Below are 16,946 nucleotides of genomic sequence, written 5' to 3'. Positions count from 1 at the left end.
AAATCTGACCAAGTTGGAAGAACTTGGCCATTACCCCGTTGCAGGGTCGTGCGGATCGAGCGCTAACGCTTTTCACTGGGGGAAGTTGGATTTCAGATCGGACATGGATTTTAGATCCAGGTGGTGGCCAAAGCCCGATTGCTGGACATTGGACCTGACCTCCCATTTCGGTAGGGCAGGTGTCGCGACACGTTTCGCGAATAATGAAAACGTGTCGCGGAATTGATGGCGCAGATTTGCGCCATCCATCAGTGAGGCTCCGTGACCAGCGGGGGTTAAACATCCGTGCTTGAGGGGACGGCTCTGGACCAGCTCACCAAGGCTCCTGATATGGCAGGGCAGTTTTACACCGTTGGTGGGAAACCGGTGTCGCGCACTGAGGCAGAGCTATGCGTCAAAATCTGGATGATCCCCCACTGGGGAAATACCCCTGAACGGTGGGATTTTCGAACCACAGAGAAATCCTCGGTAGTTCGCCTTTTCGCCAAAGGGCTATTTACGATCTGCTCGTAAAACCAGCAGGGATGCAACCCGGGGTAAAGTGATGGAGTCTCACTTTGCCTCGGATGGCTCAAATGTGAGCCATGATCACATTTACCGCCTGCTCCAGCCTGCTGTCAGGCTCGCCGCAAGTGAGGCTCGAACTCAGATCCCTCTCCCCGTGAGCTGAGTTTCCATTTGAGTCTTAAATCTAGCTAATTCCTTGAATTCAATACCTAATTCATCTTTTTCTACTAATTGTGGGTCGAGAAAGGCCCGCAGCCCTTGTTCGCCCATACCATGCGCCCAAATGAAGAGTTCTATTCCAGCGATAGTCGGTGCAACGCAAAAAGCGTGGCTGTCCACTTCGATATGTGATGCCTTCAATACCTTAGGATTATCGAATTGCCAGGATTCTTCAATTAGGTCTTCTCGACTTAAGCCCGAGAGCCCATGAACAATGAAAGACATCTCTTTTCGCCCGTCCACTACCCCAAAGGTCCGCTCGTAAACCCTAGCAGGTAGCACCAACTCCAACTTGCAACGGTCTACGTAACTGTTTAGATCCAGTTGACGTCCCTTTGCGAGGTTCCACATCAGGTAGTAAAAAAGGTAGTGCATGCGTAGCTGATAAACGGACATGGATTGAACGATCTGGGCGTAGTAGACACCTCTATCGTCTACTCCATCTGGAGTGCGAGCCGATGCCAACACTCCACCAAAATACTCAGCGAATAACGCCTCCTCGGTAAATCGCCCCTCATCAATGACGTGCTTCAAAACTCGAGCGTTGACTACGCCGGGTTCCGACAGCTTGTCTCCGGCCTTGCTGGTAGCGCTTTTGAAGATTGCGCCCAAATTTTTTTGGCTTTTCTCTACGAGACTTTTTAGCTCTCCGCCCAAGTAATCCGCTGTGGGCCCCAGAAGTTTCGCTACCCCATCCTTCGAGAGATAGGCCGCCGCCGCTGCTCCTGTGCTTACTGTTATCGGGTCTACCATTTCTTCCTGCTCCGGTAAGGGCGATTTCCCTGAGAGGGTTGTATATCTGTTCGGCAACGAGCCTTCAACCCCGCTGGAAGGAGATGGACTCAGTCAGGTGCGCGGTCGGCCCGAGGTTGAAAGCTCGGTGATTCCGTCTCTGATGAACTCCAGGTTCTCATCCAGAGTGGCCAGTGCGCCGCGCACGTTTTCGGCGACGTCCGCCGATCCGCGCTGCTCGACCCAGTTGGAGAGCTCTTCTACAGCGGCGCCCAGGGCGAGTTGGTTTTGATTCAGTGCGTTGAGCAGGCCGGCGATCATCGTGTTGTTCATTGCATCCCTCCATGTGAATCCGAAGGGTAGCAGTGCGCGCTCATATCGACCTGGTGTCCGGCCTGGCTAACGTTAGATAACGGTGGGTTAACGTTATTGGGTGGCGGGGCGTCTCCACACTTTTGCGGAGTCGGCCAATCTGATGTGCGAGATAGGCGAAATGTTCCGCTGATTGCCATCGATGCGAGATATTCAGCTGCAATTCTGATTATAGGAAGACTATTTTGTTTGTTATGTGGATAAGTAGCAGGGTAATTACCTTGGTTCCATGCAGCGGGCGCGCGGTTATGCACTCAGATTTGAGGGCATTAGCCAGATGCGCGGAATTTTGCTCACATCTCGTCCAAGCACCTGGTGTACTCAGATTTGAGTACACCGACGATGGCCCAGTTTTGGACCATCCCCACTTTCGGATTTGAAATCCAGAAGGGTCAGATTTGAGATCTGACCCTTGGCCAGGGGTAGGGCTACCTCTTCACCTTTCGCCCTCAGCCTGAGGATGGATCGGGCACTACGAAAGTTTAGAAGTGGAGATGCCCTCAGGTTTGAGGGCGTTTAAGTGAAAGGACAACAACCAAACCAGCATGCAGTCTGATATGGATTTACAGATTCAGGTAGGCTCGACCATGCCGCTGTAAACTACCTTTAAGGCTCTTTCGCCGTAAGTTAATAATTCGCTAGAAGTGATCTGTACTGAGTCGCAGTCTGGATTCGTGTCATGATGGAACTGACCTGCATAATTGTTAATGTCTTGAAGTTCATCGACGAGAGTTTGTGCGTAAATTAGGGGGCTCGGTGTTGTTGCATTCCTTATATGAGTTAAGACTTGGCCGAACATTGAATCTCTTGGGAGTAGTCCTGGGAATCGGCGATGTAAATAGCCTTCTAAGAATGGTCTGATGGCTTTTGCGGTACTCCTTGAGTCGTGAGGGGCTCCGGCGCAAAACTCCGTAAGTACCCGATGATGTCTATAAAAGGGGGACTCGCACTCTTTGTCTACATCAAATTTATCAAGATCGCTATAGCCGTTAGCAGCATGTCGTAATTGAATGGCTTGTAGCGCTGGTGTGTCCTTTGCGTTTAACTCATCACGCATATCTCGGATAAAATAAGGGTCATGAGCCAATACTATAAGTTGCTCTGACTTGTCATGGATGCTCTTAAGTATTGCTCTGGTTTGGTTTTTTCGATTGACGTCAAGACTACACATGGGGTCATCAATGACAACGATTTTCTGAGATAGACTTGGATCTGCGGAAACAGTCGCCACAAAAAAAAGCAAACGCTAATGTTCGTTTATCCCCTTCGCTTAGAACTGTGGAGAATTTTGGTGTTCCATCGAGAGAGATTGACATTCCTCTTAGACGTAACCCATATTCGCTACGAGCGGAGCCGCCTCTGAAGTTTGAATCCATTTTCTCGATACGAAACGTCGCTCCAAATTTCTCAAGCAGTGAGTTGATGGACTTTTGAAAAGTAGATAATACCGCTGACATTTGTTCGTTTAGCTGCGTCCGGGCAGCCTTTTTCTTGGTTTCTGCCTCAGTTGCGTTTTGTTTTGCCCCAGCAAGTGATGTGAATAGAGCGGTAACAGCTTTGCTGTGCCGAACCGCTCCCAGTTGGAGTGCAATTACTTGCTGGCTCATCAGTGTTGCATTTTCAGATGCGAGGCCGGTTCTGTATTTTTCGATCAGTAATTTAGAGTCTTGAATTTGCTGGTTTGCTTGTGTCATTAGTTGAATTATTTTACACCAAAGTTCTTGTGCTTGGCTTTTTTCTGTACTATTGCCAATGACTTCCAGTGGCTTGCTGATTTTGGAGGAGGCGAGGTTTAATAATAAGTCTCGCAATGCTCCGATAAGCTCTTTGGCTTTCGCGCTTTCAAAGCTACATGAAGGTGTATTTACCTCGGATATCCATTGAGCAATAGCTGCGGTTGCCTTTGAAAAGCCAACATCAAAAGCATCAATCACAGAGTCGGATGCCCGAATTTGAATTCCTCGCTCAAGCACTGACACCTGCTGTTTTAGCTCTTCATAGGATTTGTTGAAGTGTGTTCTATATGCTTTGATCAAATCTGTCTCAGAAGTGCTCTGCGCGCAGTAAGGGCAATTTTTGCTGTCATCGAATTTTTGCCCTTCACTAATCCATTTTTCAATATCTGGTTTTGATATGTGTTGGAGATGTTTTTGGATGATGCTTTCTGCGTCTTCTTGTATGTCATTTAAGGAGGTGTTTAATATTTTGAATAAGCTTTCAAGGTCAAGTGTGGGTAGTGGGGCTTGATCCGGAAGAGGGCGCGCAAGAATATTGTTAATGTTGTTCGCGATTTGAATTTTTTTTTGAAGGTCTGCTATTTTTGTCGCGGCGCTTGGATCAAGACTGAGTTTTTGAAAAGCAGGCAGAAGCATTCCCTGATGAAATCCTGCCAATTGTGCAGTGATTTGTGAAACTTCAGAATTGGCAGTTGCTGCGAGCTTAGTTGTTTCTTCTTCAGTCGCACGTGCTTTCACTGCTGACGAGCCCAAGGCGAATTGAAGCAGGTTTTTACGTTGTCCAGGAGTTACGATACCGCCAGAATGAACATTCTTCTCGACAAAGTCAGCATCAAACACCAAGAGTTCCTGTCTCTTTTCTGACCATACACCGTTCGAAAAAGAGACTTTATGGCCACTTCCAAACGTTAGATCTACCAGTGGAGCCAAGCTTGCATCGATGGTCTTTCTTTCGGTTATCAGCGTGGGGTCTCCCGTCGCAGCTGATCGGAGAATACTTGCCAGTGTAGATTTTCCTCGTCCGTTATCCGCGTAAATTAACTGTGCCTTCCATAGCTTCAGAGGTTTGCCATTGACGTCGTGAAGAAGGCCTATTCCTTGAATCCTTTCGATTCTTTCGAGCACGACAAAATCCTCCAAGTGACGCATGGACAATCATGGACAGACGATTACCAATTGAAGGTAGCACAGGCTTTGGGATTCGCTTCGGAACCGGATGGGAGGGGAGCAGAAGTCGGGGAAATAGCAAATAGTCGCATTAGGCATGGTGGCGTATCCGCTGGTTCACCTCAGAGGCATTATTCAGGTGACTTGTTGGTGCTGATGTTCTTACAAAACCACCTTTCACGAAGAGTTGGTTGGTAGATATCTATAAGGGTGTATTGATTCGATACAGGAAGAATTGATTTAGTGGTATCGATTCAATACACGATGGGTGGGTTTCTGAACCTAGCCGGACAGAGCGGGACGGTGAAATTTTCTACGTGTATTGATTCAATACCGCTACGTGTATTGATTCGATACAGGATCAATTCGAATTTGTTAGCTCGCGCACGGTTTTGGGTGGAGCGTGCGTCCACGACACTTCCAGATCTTTGCCAGGACATTCATCGATCGCGTACCAGGAGAGTGCATAGAGCGCGCACCTCGATCCGTGACGAGAAAACAGGCTACTGCGAGTTTGGATGATCCACCCTCCCGTCAGCAGGTCTGCCAGCGCCTTTTGCAGGATGTTGGGAGAGCTGACCCCCCATTCTTTTGCCATTGTGCGAGTCGCTGCTAGGTTGCCGTTGTTGTTACCGTTGTACTGCATGTGCAGTTCCATTAGAACGCAGCGGGCAACGAAACTCAGCGAGCGATAGGGGGCCGACTGGCCCATAGTCCAAAGCACCATGGCGAATGGTTTGGCCTTGGCCTTCATGTTGCCCTTGGTTTTTCTGACAGCCATCAGCAGCTCGCAGGAAGGGGCGAGGGCGCGCTCAAATTGAGCAGGCCCCCGTATAGGGTTGTTGGATCATGCCGGTTAGCAATTACTTTCGTTGGCCGGCCTAGAGACAGGATGTGCTTTCCTAGGCGTTGAGTTATTCAGAGCACCACCTGCTGAAAGCTACCGCGGCGGGCGGGATCACAGGCGCCAAACAACGCATTGTTCAGCGTTGTCCGGCTTTCGCTCCAGAGGTCGTAATCCGCGTGGCCACCGACGGCCTGACGTTTTACCCAGTCCGGCAATTCGTTGCGCCGACGCATTTCGTTTAGGAACGTCCACCAACGGCTTGCGTGGCGTTGCTCCACAGCAATCAACCCTATCAGTGCTGTCTGCTGGGTATCTGTCATCTCGATGATTGGCTCACTTACATCGTTTGCAGTTTGGGGGCAGTCGAGGTTCATTGGCTCATCCCCACCCGCCAGGTGCCGAGGTTGCGCAGAGGCAGCAGGTCAACCAGTAGTGTGGTTGCCGGCAAAGTGAGTTGGCCGAACGAGCGACCAGCGCGGTCAAGAAGGAAAATGGTGATATTCATGCGGCCACCCTCCAGACCATTGCTGTCGGATTGTTTGGTGGCAGGGTGAAGGTGGCATCATTGGCCGCAGCGGCTGTAGAATCGATGCGTTGCATGGGTTTCTCCGAAGATCTCTGTGCGATACGTCGGGTCAGTGTTGGTAGCACTGGCTCGACACTTCTTTTCACTGACCCCAACTCTGGGGGCAGTCTTCCAGTTTGAATCCATTCATGTGTTGCTCCCTGGACCGTTATCGCTATCACCGCGCACCTTCCTTTGCTGCGCGCTCGATCCAAGCCTTGAGCTCGGCCATCAGGATCAGGCGACGCCGGCCAAGCTTGAAAGCCTTCAGGTCTCCTGAAGCGATCAACTCATAAACGCCCGATCGGGAATAACCGACGATCCTTGCTGCGTCCTCAACGCTTACCGAGAGGGGGGCAATCTGATGTGCTTGTTCCATGGGTTTCTCCAAATCCCCGTCGAGATGACTAAGGCTCGGTGTGAATCCTATTGCTGTACTTGGTGTACGTCAACTGCAATCATTGGCTGTGTGTGAGCGTATGGACTTCGCTGGACGCAAAAGGTAGGATTCGGTTTAAGCGTAAATTGACAGGTGCGGACGAGATGGCGAAGAACAAGCCCAGCCAGGGCGCACGGAAGACAGAGACGTTGACACTGCGTCTCGACCCTAAGGTAAAGATGATGATCGAGCTGATCTCGCGTATTCGCCGACAGTCGATTACAGGAGTTGTCGAGGCAGCTATAGAGGAAATAGCTTTTGACTTGGACGCGCCGTTTTATTTCGACGGAGAAACTGAAAAATGGTCTCTTTCTAGCGCTGTAAGCGAGGTTTGGTCTACCGATGAAAGCGAGCGGTTCATAAATATGTGCTTTCACCTGCCGAGCTTGCTGACTTATGAAGAGCAGCGAATCTGGGAGACTATTAAGGCTTCGCCGTTCTTTTTTGCGACGGAAGAGTCGACAGTTGCAACTTTATTCACGGTAGAAGGCAAGGGCCGTCTAGATCGAGTCACTATCCGTCGCTGGTGGAGCGATCTACTTGGGCATGTAGATGAGTTTCGGGATAGTCGTACGATCGTTCCTTTTGAGCCCAAAGGCTAGATCAGTTCTACTGCCGCAGCCTTCGTACCTGGCGCCAAGTGGGCATAGCGCAGAGTCATCTTGATATCCGCGTGCCCCAGCAGATCCCGTACCGTGTTGAGCGGTACGCCAGCCATCACAAGGCGTGAGGCGAAGTCGTGGCGCATATCGTGCCAGCGAAAGCCCTCAATCTTGGCTCGCTCCAGTAGCTTGAGCCAGGCGCTTTTTACGTCCTCAAGGCGGTCGCCTTCTTGGCTCGGGAAAACGTACCGAGATTTACCGGCCTGCTTTTTCCAGTTCTCCAAAACGCTCACGGCCTCCTTATTCATCGGGATGTGTCGCGTGTCGCTCGTCTTGGTTGTGTCGCCGGCGGCGGTAATCGTCTTCGTGTCGAAATTCACCGCTGACCATTTCAGATCGAACAGCTCCCCGCGCCTCATGCCGGTATTCAGTGACACGAGAACCATCGGCTTCAGGTGATCGGTGAATGACAGATCCCGAAGGCTTGGGAGCTGCTTTTTGTTTCGGTCAAATCGCCATTTGTTCGCGCTCTCGCGTTCGGCCCGCATCTCGTCCTGCCTGGCATCCAGCGCTTCGCGCAGACGCTTTGTCTCGTCTGCGTCCAAGTAGCGGACCAGCCCCATTGAGTCGACCTTGAGCTGTTTCAGCTTGGCCAGCGGGTGTGTACCGATGTACTCCCATTCAACAGCTCGACTGAAAACGCCGCTGATCGAGCCCATCTTTCGGTTGACCGTCGACGCCTTGTTGCCGGCCTGCATCCAGGTGGTGCGGATCTGCTCCAGGTCGCGGCCGGTGATCGCATCGAGGCGCAGAGCCATGATCGCGTCGAAGTTGTTGCTCAGGGTGTGTTGCGTCTTCTCGTGGCCTTTGTGGTGCGTCTTGAACCACGGCATATAGGTGTCGTCGATGAACTCGCGCAAGGAGGGCAGGGTGGCGCCTCTCCGGCCTTGGGTAACAGCCAGCGGCTCGCCAAGCGTTCGCGCCTCTGCGAGATATTGGGTTGCCTCGGCTCGGGCCTGGTCCAGCGTGAGGATGCCAACACGCCCTAATGTCTTCTTGCGGCCGCGAGCCCAGGACACGACATATGACTTTGCGCCGGCGGGTGTCACTCGCACGAATAGACCGCCGACGGTGGTATCGTGGACTTCGTATCCGTTGCCAGTGACCTGCAGTGATGCCAGCAGTTTGGCCGTAAGCTTCTCTTTCAATTTGTCCACGTGGGTGCATGGTGGGTGCAAAAAGAACTATACGGGGTCGTTTTTACGGACGCAACCGGACTTAAAGCCCAATGAACACGGGGTTTGGTCAATGGCTGCTGGAGTTGAGATGACCATCCTAAGGGGAAGGTTGGCAGTTCGAACCTGCCCTGGGACACCAATATAAATCGGGCCTCTTCAACCACTTTCCTGGCAGATCATTTTCTCCGTGGCAGCAGGGTGGCAGCAGAAGGTCAAAAAAGCCCCGCCGGGCGATAACCGGGCGGGGCTTTTTTATTCTATTGAAGGGGCTGACAGATACAGCTCGCCATCATCATCCTGGGCGTTCGCGCCAAGTCGACTCGCGATTGGCTGATACGTATCAGTTACGTCGCCCGATACTGGCCGTATCCGGGCTGTTACCTTCCCGGGCGTGTTGTCACTTCTGCAACGTTCTACAGGCCAATAAAGTAGTGCCATCAGTGTGTTTTGCAGGGACGCGAGTGCTTGTGGGCCCTGTTGTCCACTGATCCCCCAATCACGGAAGAGGTGACACCATGAGTTTCGTAACCGTTGAAAAAAACCAGAGCAGTGCCCCGTCGGAAGCCGACCTGAAAAAAGCCATGGTCGAGTCCGGCGGCACACCGGGCGTGGTGACTGGAAACAACGCCAGCCGAACCCTGACCTATACCGGCACGGTCAATCACACGGTGTATGAGAACAAGTTGATCCAGATCGCCAAAGGCAAGCGAACCAGCTGGAACTTCGTCTGGGCTGATGTCCTGGTGAGTTGAGGTCACGGCGGGGCAATCTTGCGGTTGCCCCTTCTGCTCAGGAATCGTCACTGCCACCTTGGGCGAAGTAGCCTGTCAGCGACCGACAGATGGATTCGGCCAGATCTTCCTGGGTGGCGATGCCATAGGGTCTATTGCGATCGAACTGCGCCGACCAGCGGATACGGCCATGAGCGGCATCGATCAGGCGTACCGAGGCCCGAACACGAGCCGCTTCCACCCGCACGCTGCCCTCCAGGGAATAACTGCCTCGCTGGGGTGGGGCTGTTACGCTACTTCGTGGCACCTTCATCAACACATGGTTCGCACGTGGCCGCATCTGTTCAAACGACTCGAACAGCCTGCAGCTCAGCTCTTCGTACAAGCCCCGGGTAAAGTCGTCGCCATGGCGGGTGATGCAGGTAAACGGCAGGATCTGCAGGACAGGATGGCGTGTGACGGTCCTCCTGGGCCTGAGTCGCTCGTACGCCAACCGGTAACAACCGGGCGGCACGCTCAGGCGTACCGGGTCCTGCTGGCCAAGGGTGGCGTAATGACTGGTGAGCTTGCGCCGCAATCGGCCTACTTGCACCCGCACCACCGGATCGTCGCTGGTGCAGTAGACCGCCGGGTCGCGGCGAAACACCGCGATGCCTATGGCGTGCTCGGTGAGAGGGATGTCCGAGCATTGGAGGTCGTGCTCGACCAGGAACCGCAGCAGGCTGCCCATTCGGCTCGACTTGGCAAACAACGGACTGGTCAGTAGACGCGTCAGCACCTGCTCCACCTCTTCCCGGCCGAGTGGCTCGGGAACAGTCTCCAAACTCGAATTGCCAATGCGCTTGATCACATTCGGCCTGCCTCCCTGCAGGTTGCAGTCTGTCGCTCGCCATGCTCAACGGCCGCCCGTGGATCGGCTTGAGCGCTGCCAATTCGTAGCTTAGCAGTTGCAACAGGGTGGGGAAGAGATTGAAGCGGGTGAGCCATACCCAGAGCTTTTTGAGGTTTTTTTGAAGGACACCCACGTAAACCCACAATTGTTTGCTGGCACCTATAAGGGAACGCCACAACTGGCCGATAACCCGTTGGGCCGTTGTCCTGCGCGACGCCATACTGGGCAGCGGAGTTGAGCGGGTCCCTGCATTTGTCTTTGGGTTCATCTTCTTAATTGCCTGGAATCTTCGATGCTGGCGTACCACCAAAAGAGCTTTTTGATCGTCGATGATTTCTCGGATTTCCGGAGTTCAGTCAGGTCGATGTTGCGTGAGCTGGGTGTCAAGGATGTCGACACGGCCGACACGGGCGAGGTGGCGCTGCGCATGTGTGCGCAGAAGCGCTACGACTTCATCCTGCAGGACTACCATCTCGGCGATGGCAAGAAGAACGGTCAGCAGGTGCTCGAAGACCTGATGGTCGAGAAGCTGATCAGCCATGAAAGTGTGTTTCTGATGGTCACTGCCGAGAGCAGTCAGGCGATGGTGCTCAGTGCGCTAGAGCATGAGCCGGATGCTTACTTGACCAAGCCTTTCAACCGCGCCGGTCTGGCTCAGCGGCTGGAGCGGCTGGAGCAGCGCAAGACGTTGCTCAAGCCGATCCTGCAGGCGCTGGATCGGGGCAAGCCGGTTGAAGTCCTCAATGCCTGTATTGCGCTGTGCAAGCAGGACCCCCGGTATTCGCCGCTCTGCCTACGCTACCGTGCCGATGCGCTGCGCGATATGAATCAGAATGAGGCGCTGGAGCGCTTGTACAACAGCATTCTGGCGGATCGGCCGTTGCCGTGGGCTTACGTCGGTCTGGGGCGATTGCTGTTCAAGCGTGGACAGGCCGGTCAGGCAAAAGCGGTGTACGAGAAGGCGCTGAAGGCCTTCCCGCTGATGCCGGCGCTGTATGACGGCCTGGCCGATGTGCTGGTCGCTGAAGGCGACACCAAAAACGCACAAAATGTGCTGGAAGAGGCCGTTCGCCTGTCGCCATTGGCGGTGCGCAGGCAGTCGTTGTTGGGCAAGTTGGCGATGACCAACGAAGACTTCGAAGGCGCCGCGAAAGCCTATCGCCAGGCGGTTTCGCAAGGGGCGCAGTCACGCTTCAAGGACCCGGAAAGCAATCTGGGCCTGGCTCATGCGCTCATCAGCAAAGGCAGTGAAAAGGGGCTCGATACCCGCACTCGGCTGGAGATCAACCAGACCCTGAGCGCCGTTGCCAAGGAAAACGCCAACGATCCGGGGCTGCAGATTCGGGCGCGTTTGATGAAAGCCACCAGCCTGCTGCTCAACGATGCCGAAACTGCCGAGAAACTGACGGAGCAGGCACTGACCCGTCTGGATGGCATGGAGCAGTTCATGAGTGCCGAAGCGGCGCTGCTGGTCGCCAAGCAATTGAAGATGCTGGGGCAGGCAGACGCTGGCAATTCGATGTTGAAAAACTGCGCGGAGATTTACGGTGATGACCCGGTGGTGATGCAGGGGATCGCCAAGCAGACCGACGATCCGGCGATTCTCAATTCCGGCAATGCCGCGGCCGATCTCAACCGCCAGGGCGTACGCAGTTACAAAGCGGGGGCACTGCCCGAGGCGCGGGAGCTTTTCCGTGGCGCACTGTTGTTGCAGCCGAAGAACATCAGTATTGCGCTCAATATGGCGCAGTCGCTGTTGCATGGGGCCGATGCCAATCTCGACGCAGCGCTGCTGGAAGAGTGCCGCACGTGCCTGAAAATGGTGGGCATGATGCCCGAGAGCGATGCGCGTTATCCGCGTTATCAGAAGCTGCGAAGCAAGGCGTTTGGCGAATGAATGATACAGACGAGGGGCTCGACTTTTCCACGGTGATTGCCTCCACCGTTCACGACATGAAGAACTCTCTGGCCATGCTGATGCAGGCTCATGGGCAGTGGCTGGCACGCTTGCCTGAGACTCAGCAGCAAACGGCCGAGCAAGGCGTGATCGACTACGAGTTCGCGCATCTCAACGGCATGCTGGTGCAGTTGCTGGGGCTCTACAAACTCGGTGTCAACCAGTTGCCGTTGCGCCCGGACTATCACGAGCTGGACGATTTCATCGAAGCGCAGTTGGCGGCTCATCAGGACGTGTTCAAGAGTCGCGGTATTCTGGTGACTTACGAGGTTGATCCCTTGAGCCCTCTCGGGTTCTTCGACCGGGAGTTGATTGGAACGGTGCTGGCCAACGCGATTAACAACGCCATTCGTCACGCCCGGCATTCGCTGTTGATCACCGTAGGCGAAGAAACCGGGCAGTTGCTGATGTCGATCAATGATGACGGCGAGGGTTTCCCGGCCCAGATGATCGAACGTCAGGCGGATTACGTGCAGGGCATTAATCCGGCCAGTGGCAGTACCGGTCTTGGTCTGTACTTCGCCGCGCGCATTGCGCAACTGCACCAGCGCAACGGCGAGCACGGGCGCACCGAAATTCGCAATGGTGGTCCCTTGGGTGGCGGGGTGTTCAACCTTTACCTGCCCTGATATCTGCCTCGTCGCGCACAGCTTTTTGTAGGACATTTTTGCGCGTCAGTGCTTGATATTCCGAACGGCTGATGCCTATTTTGTACACGTCGCCGTTCGCGGCTTGCGCACTACAAGGATAGAGTCATGACGACCGATGGCCACCGTTCTCTCGCGCAGCGATTGACGGGCATTGATGAGATTGAATGTGTCACTCCGGATCTCAATGGCGTGCCACGCGGCAAGGTAATGACTGCTGAGGGATTCCTCGAAGGGCGGCGTTTGCAGATGGCCCGTGGCGTACTGCTGCAATGCATCATGGGCGGTTATCCGCCTGCGCGTTTTTACGGCAGTGACGACGGCGACCTGGCGCTCAATGCCGATCCGAAACACATTCACCGTCTGCCCTGGAGCAAGCAGCCTCGCGCGTTGGCCATTTGTGATGCCGATGAGTTGACCGGGGAAAGCTCGCGTCTCTCGACTCGTGGCCAGTTGAAAGCAGTCATCGCCCGTTATGCGGCGCGCGGTTTGGCGCCGGTCGTGGCGACCGAGATGGAGTTCTTCGTTTTTGCGCCGAACACCGACCCGACCCAGCCATTTCAGCCGCCGGTAGGGCTGGATGGACGTCGCGAGGAAGGTCATTCGGCATTCAGCGTCAGTTCCAACAACGGCTTGCGCCCGTTCTTCAGTGAAGTCTACGAATGCATGGCGGCCCTGGGTTTGCCGCGCGATACCTTCATGCACGAGATGGGCATCAGCCAGTTCGAGATCAACCTGCTGCACGGTGATCCGTTGTTGCTGGCTGACCAGACATTCCTGTTCAAGCACTTGCTCAAGGAAGTCGCACTCAAGCACGGTCTGTCCGTGGTGTGCATGGCCAAGCCGCTGGCGCATACGCCGGGCAGCTCGATGCACATTCACCAGAGCATCGTCGAGATCGGCACGGGTCGGAATGTGTTCAGCGATGAGGCTGGACAGCCGACCGCACTCTTTCGTCATTTCATCGGTGGTCAGCAGGCCGGTATGGCGGATTTCACGGCGTTGTTTGCGCCGAACGTGAACTCTTATCAGCGTCTGTGCCATCCTTATGCGTCGCCGAACAACGCCTGCTGGTCTCACGACAATCGGGCGGCGGGATTGCGAATTCCAGCCAGTTCAGCGGCGGCGCGGCGGGTCGAGAACCGTCTGCCCGGTGCCGACGCCAACCCGTATCTGGCGATTGCCGCCAGTCTGGCGGCCGGGCTGCATGGCATCGAAAACGAACTGGAGCCGACGCCGGCCATTCAGGGGGAGTTTGAAGTGCCGGAAAGTTTGTCGTTGCCGTGTACCTTGCATGCTGCTCTTGAGCGTCTGAAACGTAGCCAATTGGCGAAGGAACTGTTCGGCAAGGAGTTCATCGAAGGCTACATCGCTTCGAAGACCATGGAGTTGAGCAGTTTCCATGATGAAATCACTCCCTGGGAGCGGCGAGTTTTAGCCGCCCAGGCCTAACCGATTCGTCGCTGTCGGGCTATCGTTGACGGTAGCCCGGTACTCACTGCAAGGAGCCGCTCGGAACGCCGATGCGCCAAATCTGGAAATCCTTTCGAGCGCTTTATTTCGCCTCGCTGATGATGTTGATCGGTTCGGGCCTCCTCAGTACTTACCTGGGCTTGCGCCTGGCAGCGGACCATGTCGACAGTCTGTGGGTCGGTGCGCTGATGGCGGCCAACTATTTCGGCCTGGTGCTGGGCGGGAAAATCGGCCACCGGTTGATCGCCCGGGTCGGTCATATCCGGGCCTACTCGGCCTGTGCCGGAATCGTTGGCGCGGCGGTGCTGGGGCATGGATTGATCGACTGGCTGCCGGCCTGGCTGGTGCTGCGGATGATCGTCGGCCTGGGCATGATGTGCCAGTACATGGTCATCGAGAGCTGGCTGAACGAGCAGGCCGATGCCAACCAGCGTGGGCTGGTGTTCAGCGGCTACATGATCGCTTCATACCTTGGGCTGGTGCTGGGTCAGTTGATTCTGGTCATGCACCCGTCTCTGGGGCTGGAACTGCTGATGTTGGTGGCGCTGTGTTTTGCGCTGTGCCTGGTGCCGGTCGCGCTGACGCGGCGCATTCACCCGGCCCCTTTGCACCCGGCGCCGATGGAGCCGCGCTTCTTCATGAAGCGGGTCCCGCAGTCCCTCAGTACGGTGCTCGGCTCTGGACTGATCGTCGGTTCGTTTTATGGTCTGGCGCCGTTGTACGCATCCCAGCAAGGGCTTTCCACTGAGCAGGTCGGTCTGTTCATGGGGTGCTGCATCTTTGCGGGGTTGCTGGTGCAGTGGCCGTTGGGCTGGTTGTCGGATCGTTATGATCGGGCGCTGCTGATTCGCAGTTTTGCTTTTTGCCTGGCGTTGGCGGCGTTGCCGTTGGCGATCATGCCGCAGGTGCCGCTTGAGGTGCTGTTTATCGCCGGTTTCGCGTGCTCATTGGTGCAGTTCTGTCTGTACCCGTTGGCGGTGGCGTTTTCCAATGACCACGTCGAGGGGGATCGGCGGGTATCGCTGACCGCCATGCTGCTGGTGACTTACGGTGTGGGCGCGAGCATCGGGCCGTTGGTGGCCGGCGTACTGATGAAGTTGTTCGGCAGTCAGATGCTGTATGCGTTCTTCAGCTTCTTCGCATTGGTGCTGGTATGGCGCATCCGGCCGAAAGCGGTGACCAACCTGCATCAGGTTGATGACGCGCCGCTGCATCACGTGGCCATGCCAGACAGCATGTCGAGCTCGCCACTGGTGGCGGCTCTCGATCCGCGGGTTGATGAGCAGGTTGTGCATGACCAGATGCAAAATGGCGCGAGCGCTCATCCTGATCCCGATCGGAATGCAAAGGCCGAGGACGCCAGCAAATCTGACGAAGAGCCTCCTGGGCCGGAGCACCCGCAAAGTTTTACCGGGGCCAGACCGTAGAGGCAAAAAAAACGGGCAGTCACCGAAAGGGACTGCCCGTTTTTTCACGCGTGTGGATCAGAAATCGTCTTTGTCGAAGCGGCGTGCTTCGCGTTGCAACTGATAGACGAACCGCTCGACCTGACGCTGCACCAGTCCGCTCATGTTGTGAAAGCGTACGCCGGCAAAGGTGGTGTCGATTCTCTCTTCGTGGTGCAGGTAACGCAGCTCGACCGGTGCCGTCATGCTGCCGAAGGGCAGGGCGGCGATGAAGCGTTCATAGACCTGACCCAGCTGAAGCCCGCTGGTGATGTCGCCCGCAAAGCGCAGCTTGCAACCTGTCGCCGAGATGTCCAGCAGTTTGCCACTGATGGGCGTCTTGAGCTTTTCGCCACCGAGTTCGATGTTTACCAGTTGTGCCAGTTTCAAGGCTGCGCGAAACGCGTTGCGACGCTGGTGATAAACCACTTCATCCGGCAGCGTGCCACGGTAGCAGCGGCCGCCATTGGATTCGTCGATGGTCAGCGTGCCGTTGCTGTCCCAGGCAATGCGTACGCCATCATGAAAGCCTTCAACCCGAAAAGCTTCGCCGGCAAGCAGGTAGCGTTCGCCATCGCGAGGGATCATTTCGTCCAGAGCGATCATGTTGCTGTCGCGATCAAGATCGACCAGATAGCTCTGAAAGCGCTGGCTGCGTTCATGGAACGTGATGATCAGGGGATCATGGCTCTCTTGCAGCATTCGCAGATTGCCGGTGATTTCCAACGGGGTGCTGAGCACCTTGGGTGGCTGCGGAGCATCTTCCGCGCTTAAGGCGTTGAACACGGTTTATCAATCTCCAGACAGAATACGGTCACACGCAAGAGCCAGCATTCTGCCAGCATGTTTCGCGCCTTGATAGAGCGCGCTTATTTATGAGTTCAAGCCTGACTGAGCGGGCGGGGCTTCACAAGCATGGCGGTTGATCCGCGAGCGTCATAAAGGGTTGGAGACTCGCCACCGTTGAGGATTTTCAGCTGATTGGCGGTGGTGGCTTGTTGCACCTGGATCGAACGGCCATTGAGCTCGTTGGCGGCTTGGCAATCTGCGAGCAGTTGGGTCAGCGCGTCGCTTTGACTCAGTAACTGATCGCCAATGCTTGACTGAGCGGCGAATTGTTCCAGGCCTGCGCGGTTGGCAGGAAGGTTCAGGTTCGCGAGAAGTTCGCTGCGTTTGCGGCCATGCTGTTCCAGCAGAATGATCAGCCCCTGTTTCTGGGCCAGAATGTCTTCGAGCAGCGGCATGTCGCGGCCGTGCAGGGCGAGGGATTCGGTCTTCAGCAGCTCCAGCAGCTGTTGAGCTGGAGCAAAGTCATCGGTGATCAGTTGCAGTAAATTAGTGTCGTGCATGGCTGGCCTTGGGTTTTAAGCGTCCAAA

General features: G+C 55.1%; 19 protein-coding genes. 6 read left to right on the top strand and 13 right to left on the bottom strand.

From position 1 onward, the window contains the following. Positions 1 to 72 precede the first annotated feature (72 nt). The 9 genes from NTD87_RS11455 to NTD87_RS11420 form a co-directional block, all read right to left on the bottom strand. Positions 73 to 249, bottom strand: a complete 177-nt coding sequence (locus NTD87_RS11455; RefSeq protein ID WP_262114034.1) for a hypothetical protein — start codon at positions 247 to 249, stop codon at positions 73 to 75. Between the two features lie 396 nt (positions 250 to 645). Next, positions 646 to 1,479: a hypothetical protein gene (locus NTD87_RS11450; protein WP_262114032.1), complete on the bottom strand. Its 834-nt coding sequence runs from the start codon at positions 1,477 to 1,479 to the stop codon at positions 646 to 648. A gap of 93 nt (positions 1,480 to 1,572) precedes the next feature. Further along, a complete protein-coding gene (locus NTD87_RS11445) occupies positions 1,573 to 1,791 on the bottom strand; it encodes a hypothetical protein (protein WP_262114031.1) in 219 nt (72 codons plus the stop codon). Positions 1,792 to 2,401: 610 nt separating this feature from the next. After that, positions 2,402 to 3,061 (bottom strand): AAA family ATPase, encoded by a 660-nt coding sequence (locus NTD87_RS28060; protein WP_410017484.1) that lies wholly within the window; start codon positions 3,059 to 3,061, stop codon positions 2,402 to 2,404. Beyond that, positions 3,009 to 4,715: an AAA family ATPase gene (locus NTD87_RS11440; RefSeq protein WP_262114029.1), complete on the bottom strand. Its 1,707-nt coding sequence runs from the start codon at positions 4,713 to 4,715 to the stop codon at positions 3,009 to 3,011. The genes NTD87_RS28060 and NTD87_RS11440 overlap by 53 nt, the downstream gene beginning before the upstream one ends. Positions 4,716 to 5,094: 379 nt before the next feature. Continuing rightward, positions 5,095 to 5,514, bottom strand: a complete 420-nt coding sequence (locus NTD87_RS11435) for a hypothetical protein (protein ID WP_262114028.1) — start codon at positions 5,512 to 5,514, stop codon at positions 5,095 to 5,097. Positions 5,515 to 5,651: 137 nt separating this feature from the next. Beyond that, the gene (locus NTD87_RS11430; RefSeq protein WP_262114027.1) at positions 5,652 to 5,954 is read right to left on the bottom strand and encodes a hypothetical protein; all 303 of its coding nucleotides are present in this window, start codon (positions 5,952 to 5,954) and stop codon (positions 5,652 to 5,654) included. Beyond that, positions 5,951 to 6,085, bottom strand: a complete 135-nt coding sequence (locus NTD87_RS11425; RefSeq protein ID WP_262114026.1) for a hypothetical protein — start codon at positions 6,083 to 6,085, stop codon at positions 5,951 to 5,953. The genes NTD87_RS11430 and NTD87_RS11425 overlap by 4 nt, the downstream gene beginning before the upstream one ends. A gap of 238 nt (positions 6,086 to 6,323) precedes the next feature. Continuing rightward, entirely contained in the window at positions 6,324 to 6,524 is a 201-nt protein-coding gene (locus tag NTD87_RS11420) for a helix-turn-helix domain-containing protein (RefSeq protein ID WP_262114024.1), read from the bottom strand. Positions 6,525 to 6,688: 164 nt separating this feature from the next. On the opposite strand from NTD87_RS11420, the gene NTD87_RS11415 reads away from it, so the two are divergent. Beyond that, a complete protein-coding gene (locus NTD87_RS11415) occupies positions 6,689 to 7,186 on the top strand; it encodes a hypothetical protein (protein ID WP_262114023.1) in 498 nt (165 codons plus the stop codon). Here the strand turns inward: NTD87_RS11415 and NTD87_RS11410 are convergent. After that, positions 7,183 to 8,394 carry a site-specific integrase gene (locus tag NTD87_RS11410; RefSeq protein WP_262114070.1) on the bottom strand — a complete coding sequence of 404 codons (1,212 nt, stop codon included), beginning with the start codon at positions 8,392 to 8,394 and terminating at the stop codon, positions 7,183 to 7,185. The two genes, NTD87_RS11415 and NTD87_RS11410, sit on opposite strands and share 4 nt — an antisense overlap. A 545-nt stretch (positions 8,395 to 8,939) precedes the next feature. On the opposite strand from NTD87_RS11410, the gene NTD87_RS11405 reads away from it, so the two are divergent. Then, a complete protein-coding gene (locus NTD87_RS11405; RefSeq protein WP_123426791.1) occupies positions 8,940 to 9,176 on the top strand; it encodes a hypothetical protein in 237 nt (78 codons plus the stop codon). A 37-nt stretch (positions 9,177 to 9,213) separates the two neighbouring features. On the opposite strand, the gene NTD87_RS11400 is transcribed toward NTD87_RS11405, so the two are convergent. Further along, positions 9,214 to 10,005 carry a hypothetical protein gene (locus NTD87_RS11400; RefSeq protein WP_262114020.1) on the bottom strand — a complete coding sequence of 264 codons (792 nt, stop codon included), beginning with the start codon at positions 10,003 to 10,005 and terminating at the stop codon, positions 9,214 to 9,216. A gap of 334 nt (positions 10,006 to 10,339) precedes the next feature. Between NTD87_RS11400 and NTD87_RS11395 the strand changes: the two genes are divergently transcribed. The 4 genes from NTD87_RS11395 to NTD87_RS11380 all read left to right on the top strand — a co-directional run bounded on the left by NTD87_RS11395 (position 10,340) and on the right by NTD87_RS11380 (position 15,551). Continuing rightward, positions 10,340 to 11,944: a tetratricopeptide repeat-containing response regulator gene (locus NTD87_RS11395; RefSeq protein ID WP_262114018.1), complete on the top strand. Its 1,605-nt coding sequence runs from the start codon at positions 10,340 to 10,342 to the stop codon at positions 11,942 to 11,944. Continuing rightward, entirely contained in the window at positions 11,941 to 12,633 is a 693-nt protein-coding gene (locus NTD87_RS11390) for a sensor histidine kinase (protein WP_262114016.1), read from the top strand. Before NTD87_RS11395 ends, NTD87_RS11390 begins: the two co-directional genes overlap by 4 nt. Before the next feature lie 228 nt (positions 12,634 to 12,861). Next, complete coding sequence (locus NTD87_RS11385; protein WP_262114069.1) at positions 12,862 to 14,103, top strand: glutamine synthetase family protein; 1,242 nt, start codon at positions 12,862 to 12,864, stop codon at positions 14,101 to 14,103. Positions 14,104 to 14,174: 71 nt separating this feature from the next. Next, on the top strand, positions 14,175 to 15,551 hold the full coding sequence (locus NTD87_RS11380) for an MFS transporter (RefSeq protein ID WP_262114014.1): 1,377 nt from the start codon (positions 14,175 to 14,177) through the stop codon (positions 15,549 to 15,551). Between the two features lie 57 nt (positions 15,552 to 15,608). Here NTD87_RS11380 and NTD87_RS11375 read toward each other — a convergent pair whose 3' ends face one another. Together NTD87_RS11375 and NTD87_RS11370 are read right to left on the bottom strand one after the other, a co-directional pair. After that, on the bottom strand, positions 15,609 to 16,355 hold the full coding sequence (locus NTD87_RS11375; RefSeq protein WP_262114013.1) for a flagellar brake protein: 747 nt from the start codon (positions 16,353 to 16,355) through the stop codon (positions 15,609 to 15,611). Between the two features lie 95 nt (positions 16,356 to 16,450). Next, positions 16,451 to 16,918 (bottom strand): flagella synthesis protein FlgN, encoded by a 468-nt coding sequence (locus NTD87_RS11370; RefSeq protein ID WP_262114012.1) that lies wholly within the window; start codon positions 16,916 to 16,918, stop codon positions 16,451 to 16,453. Between the last annotated feature and the right edge of the window lie 28 nt (positions 16,919 to 16,946).

The organism is Pseudomonas sp. 6D_7.1_Bac1, from assembly GCF_025465945.1.
Classification (GTDB): Bacteria; Pseudomonadota; Gammaproteobacteria; order Pseudomonadales; family Pseudomonadaceae; genus Aquipseudomonas.
The sequence above is the reverse complement of the archived record's forward strand: the minus strand, read 5'-3'. Positions and strand labels throughout refer to the sequence as shown.

Coding starts and splice junctions, on each gene's coding strand:
- NTD87_RS11455 (WP_262114034.1), bottom strand. CDS start 249: ATGGATGGCGCAAATCTGCGCCATCAATTCCGCGACACGTTTTCATTA.
- NTD87_RS11450 (WP_262114032.1), bottom strand. CDS start 1,479: ATGGTAGACCCGATAACAGTAAGCACAGGAGCAGCGGCGGCGGCCTAT.
- NTD87_RS11445 (WP_262114031.1), bottom strand. CDS start 1,791: ATGAACAACACGATGATCGCCGGCCTGCTCAACGCACTGAATCAAAAC.
- NTD87_RS11440 (WP_262114029.1), bottom strand. CDS start 4,715: ATGCGTCACTTGGAGGATTTTGTCGTGCTCGAAAGAATCGAAAGGATT.
- NTD87_RS11435 (WP_262114028.1), bottom strand. CDS start 5,514: ATGGCTGTCAGAAAAACCAAGGGCAACATGAAGGCCAAGGCCAAACCA.
- NTD87_RS11430 (WP_262114027.1), bottom strand. CDS start 5,954: ATGAACCTCGACTGCCCCCAAACTGCAAACGATGTAAGTGAGCCAATC.
- NTD87_RS11425 (WP_262114026.1), bottom strand. CDS start 6,085: ATGAATATCACCATTTTCCTTCTTGACCGCGCTGGTCGCTCGTTCGGC.
- NTD87_RS11420 (WP_262114024.1), bottom strand. CDS start 6,524: ATGGAACAAGCACATCAGATTGCCCCCCTCTCGGTAAGCGTTGAGGAC.
- NTD87_RS11415 (WP_262114023.1), top strand. CDS start 6,689: ATGGCGAAGAACAAGCCCAGCCAGGGCGCACGGAAGACAGAGACGTTG.
- NTD87_RS11405 (WP_123426791.1), top strand. CDS start 8,940: ATGAGTTTCGTAACCGTTGAAAAAAACCAGAGCAGTGCCCCGTCGGAA.
- NTD87_RS11395 (WP_262114018.1), top strand. CDS start 10,340: ATGCTGGCGTACCACCAAAAGAGCTTTTTGATCGTCGATGATTTCTCG.
- NTD87_RS11390 (WP_262114016.1), top strand. CDS start 11,941: ATGAATGATACAGACGAGGGGCTCGACTTTTCCACGGTGATTGCCTCC.
- NTD87_RS11385 (WP_262114069.1), top strand. CDS start 12,862: ATGACTGCTGAGGGATTCCTCGAAGGGCGGCGTTTGCAGATGGCCCGT.
- NTD87_RS11380 (WP_262114014.1), top strand. CDS start 14,175: ATGCGCCAAATCTGGAAATCCTTTCGAGCGCTTTATTTCGCCTCGCTG.
- NTD87_RS11370 (WP_262114012.1), bottom strand. CDS start 16,918: ATGCACGACACTAATTTACTGCAACTGATCACCGATGACTTTGCTCCA.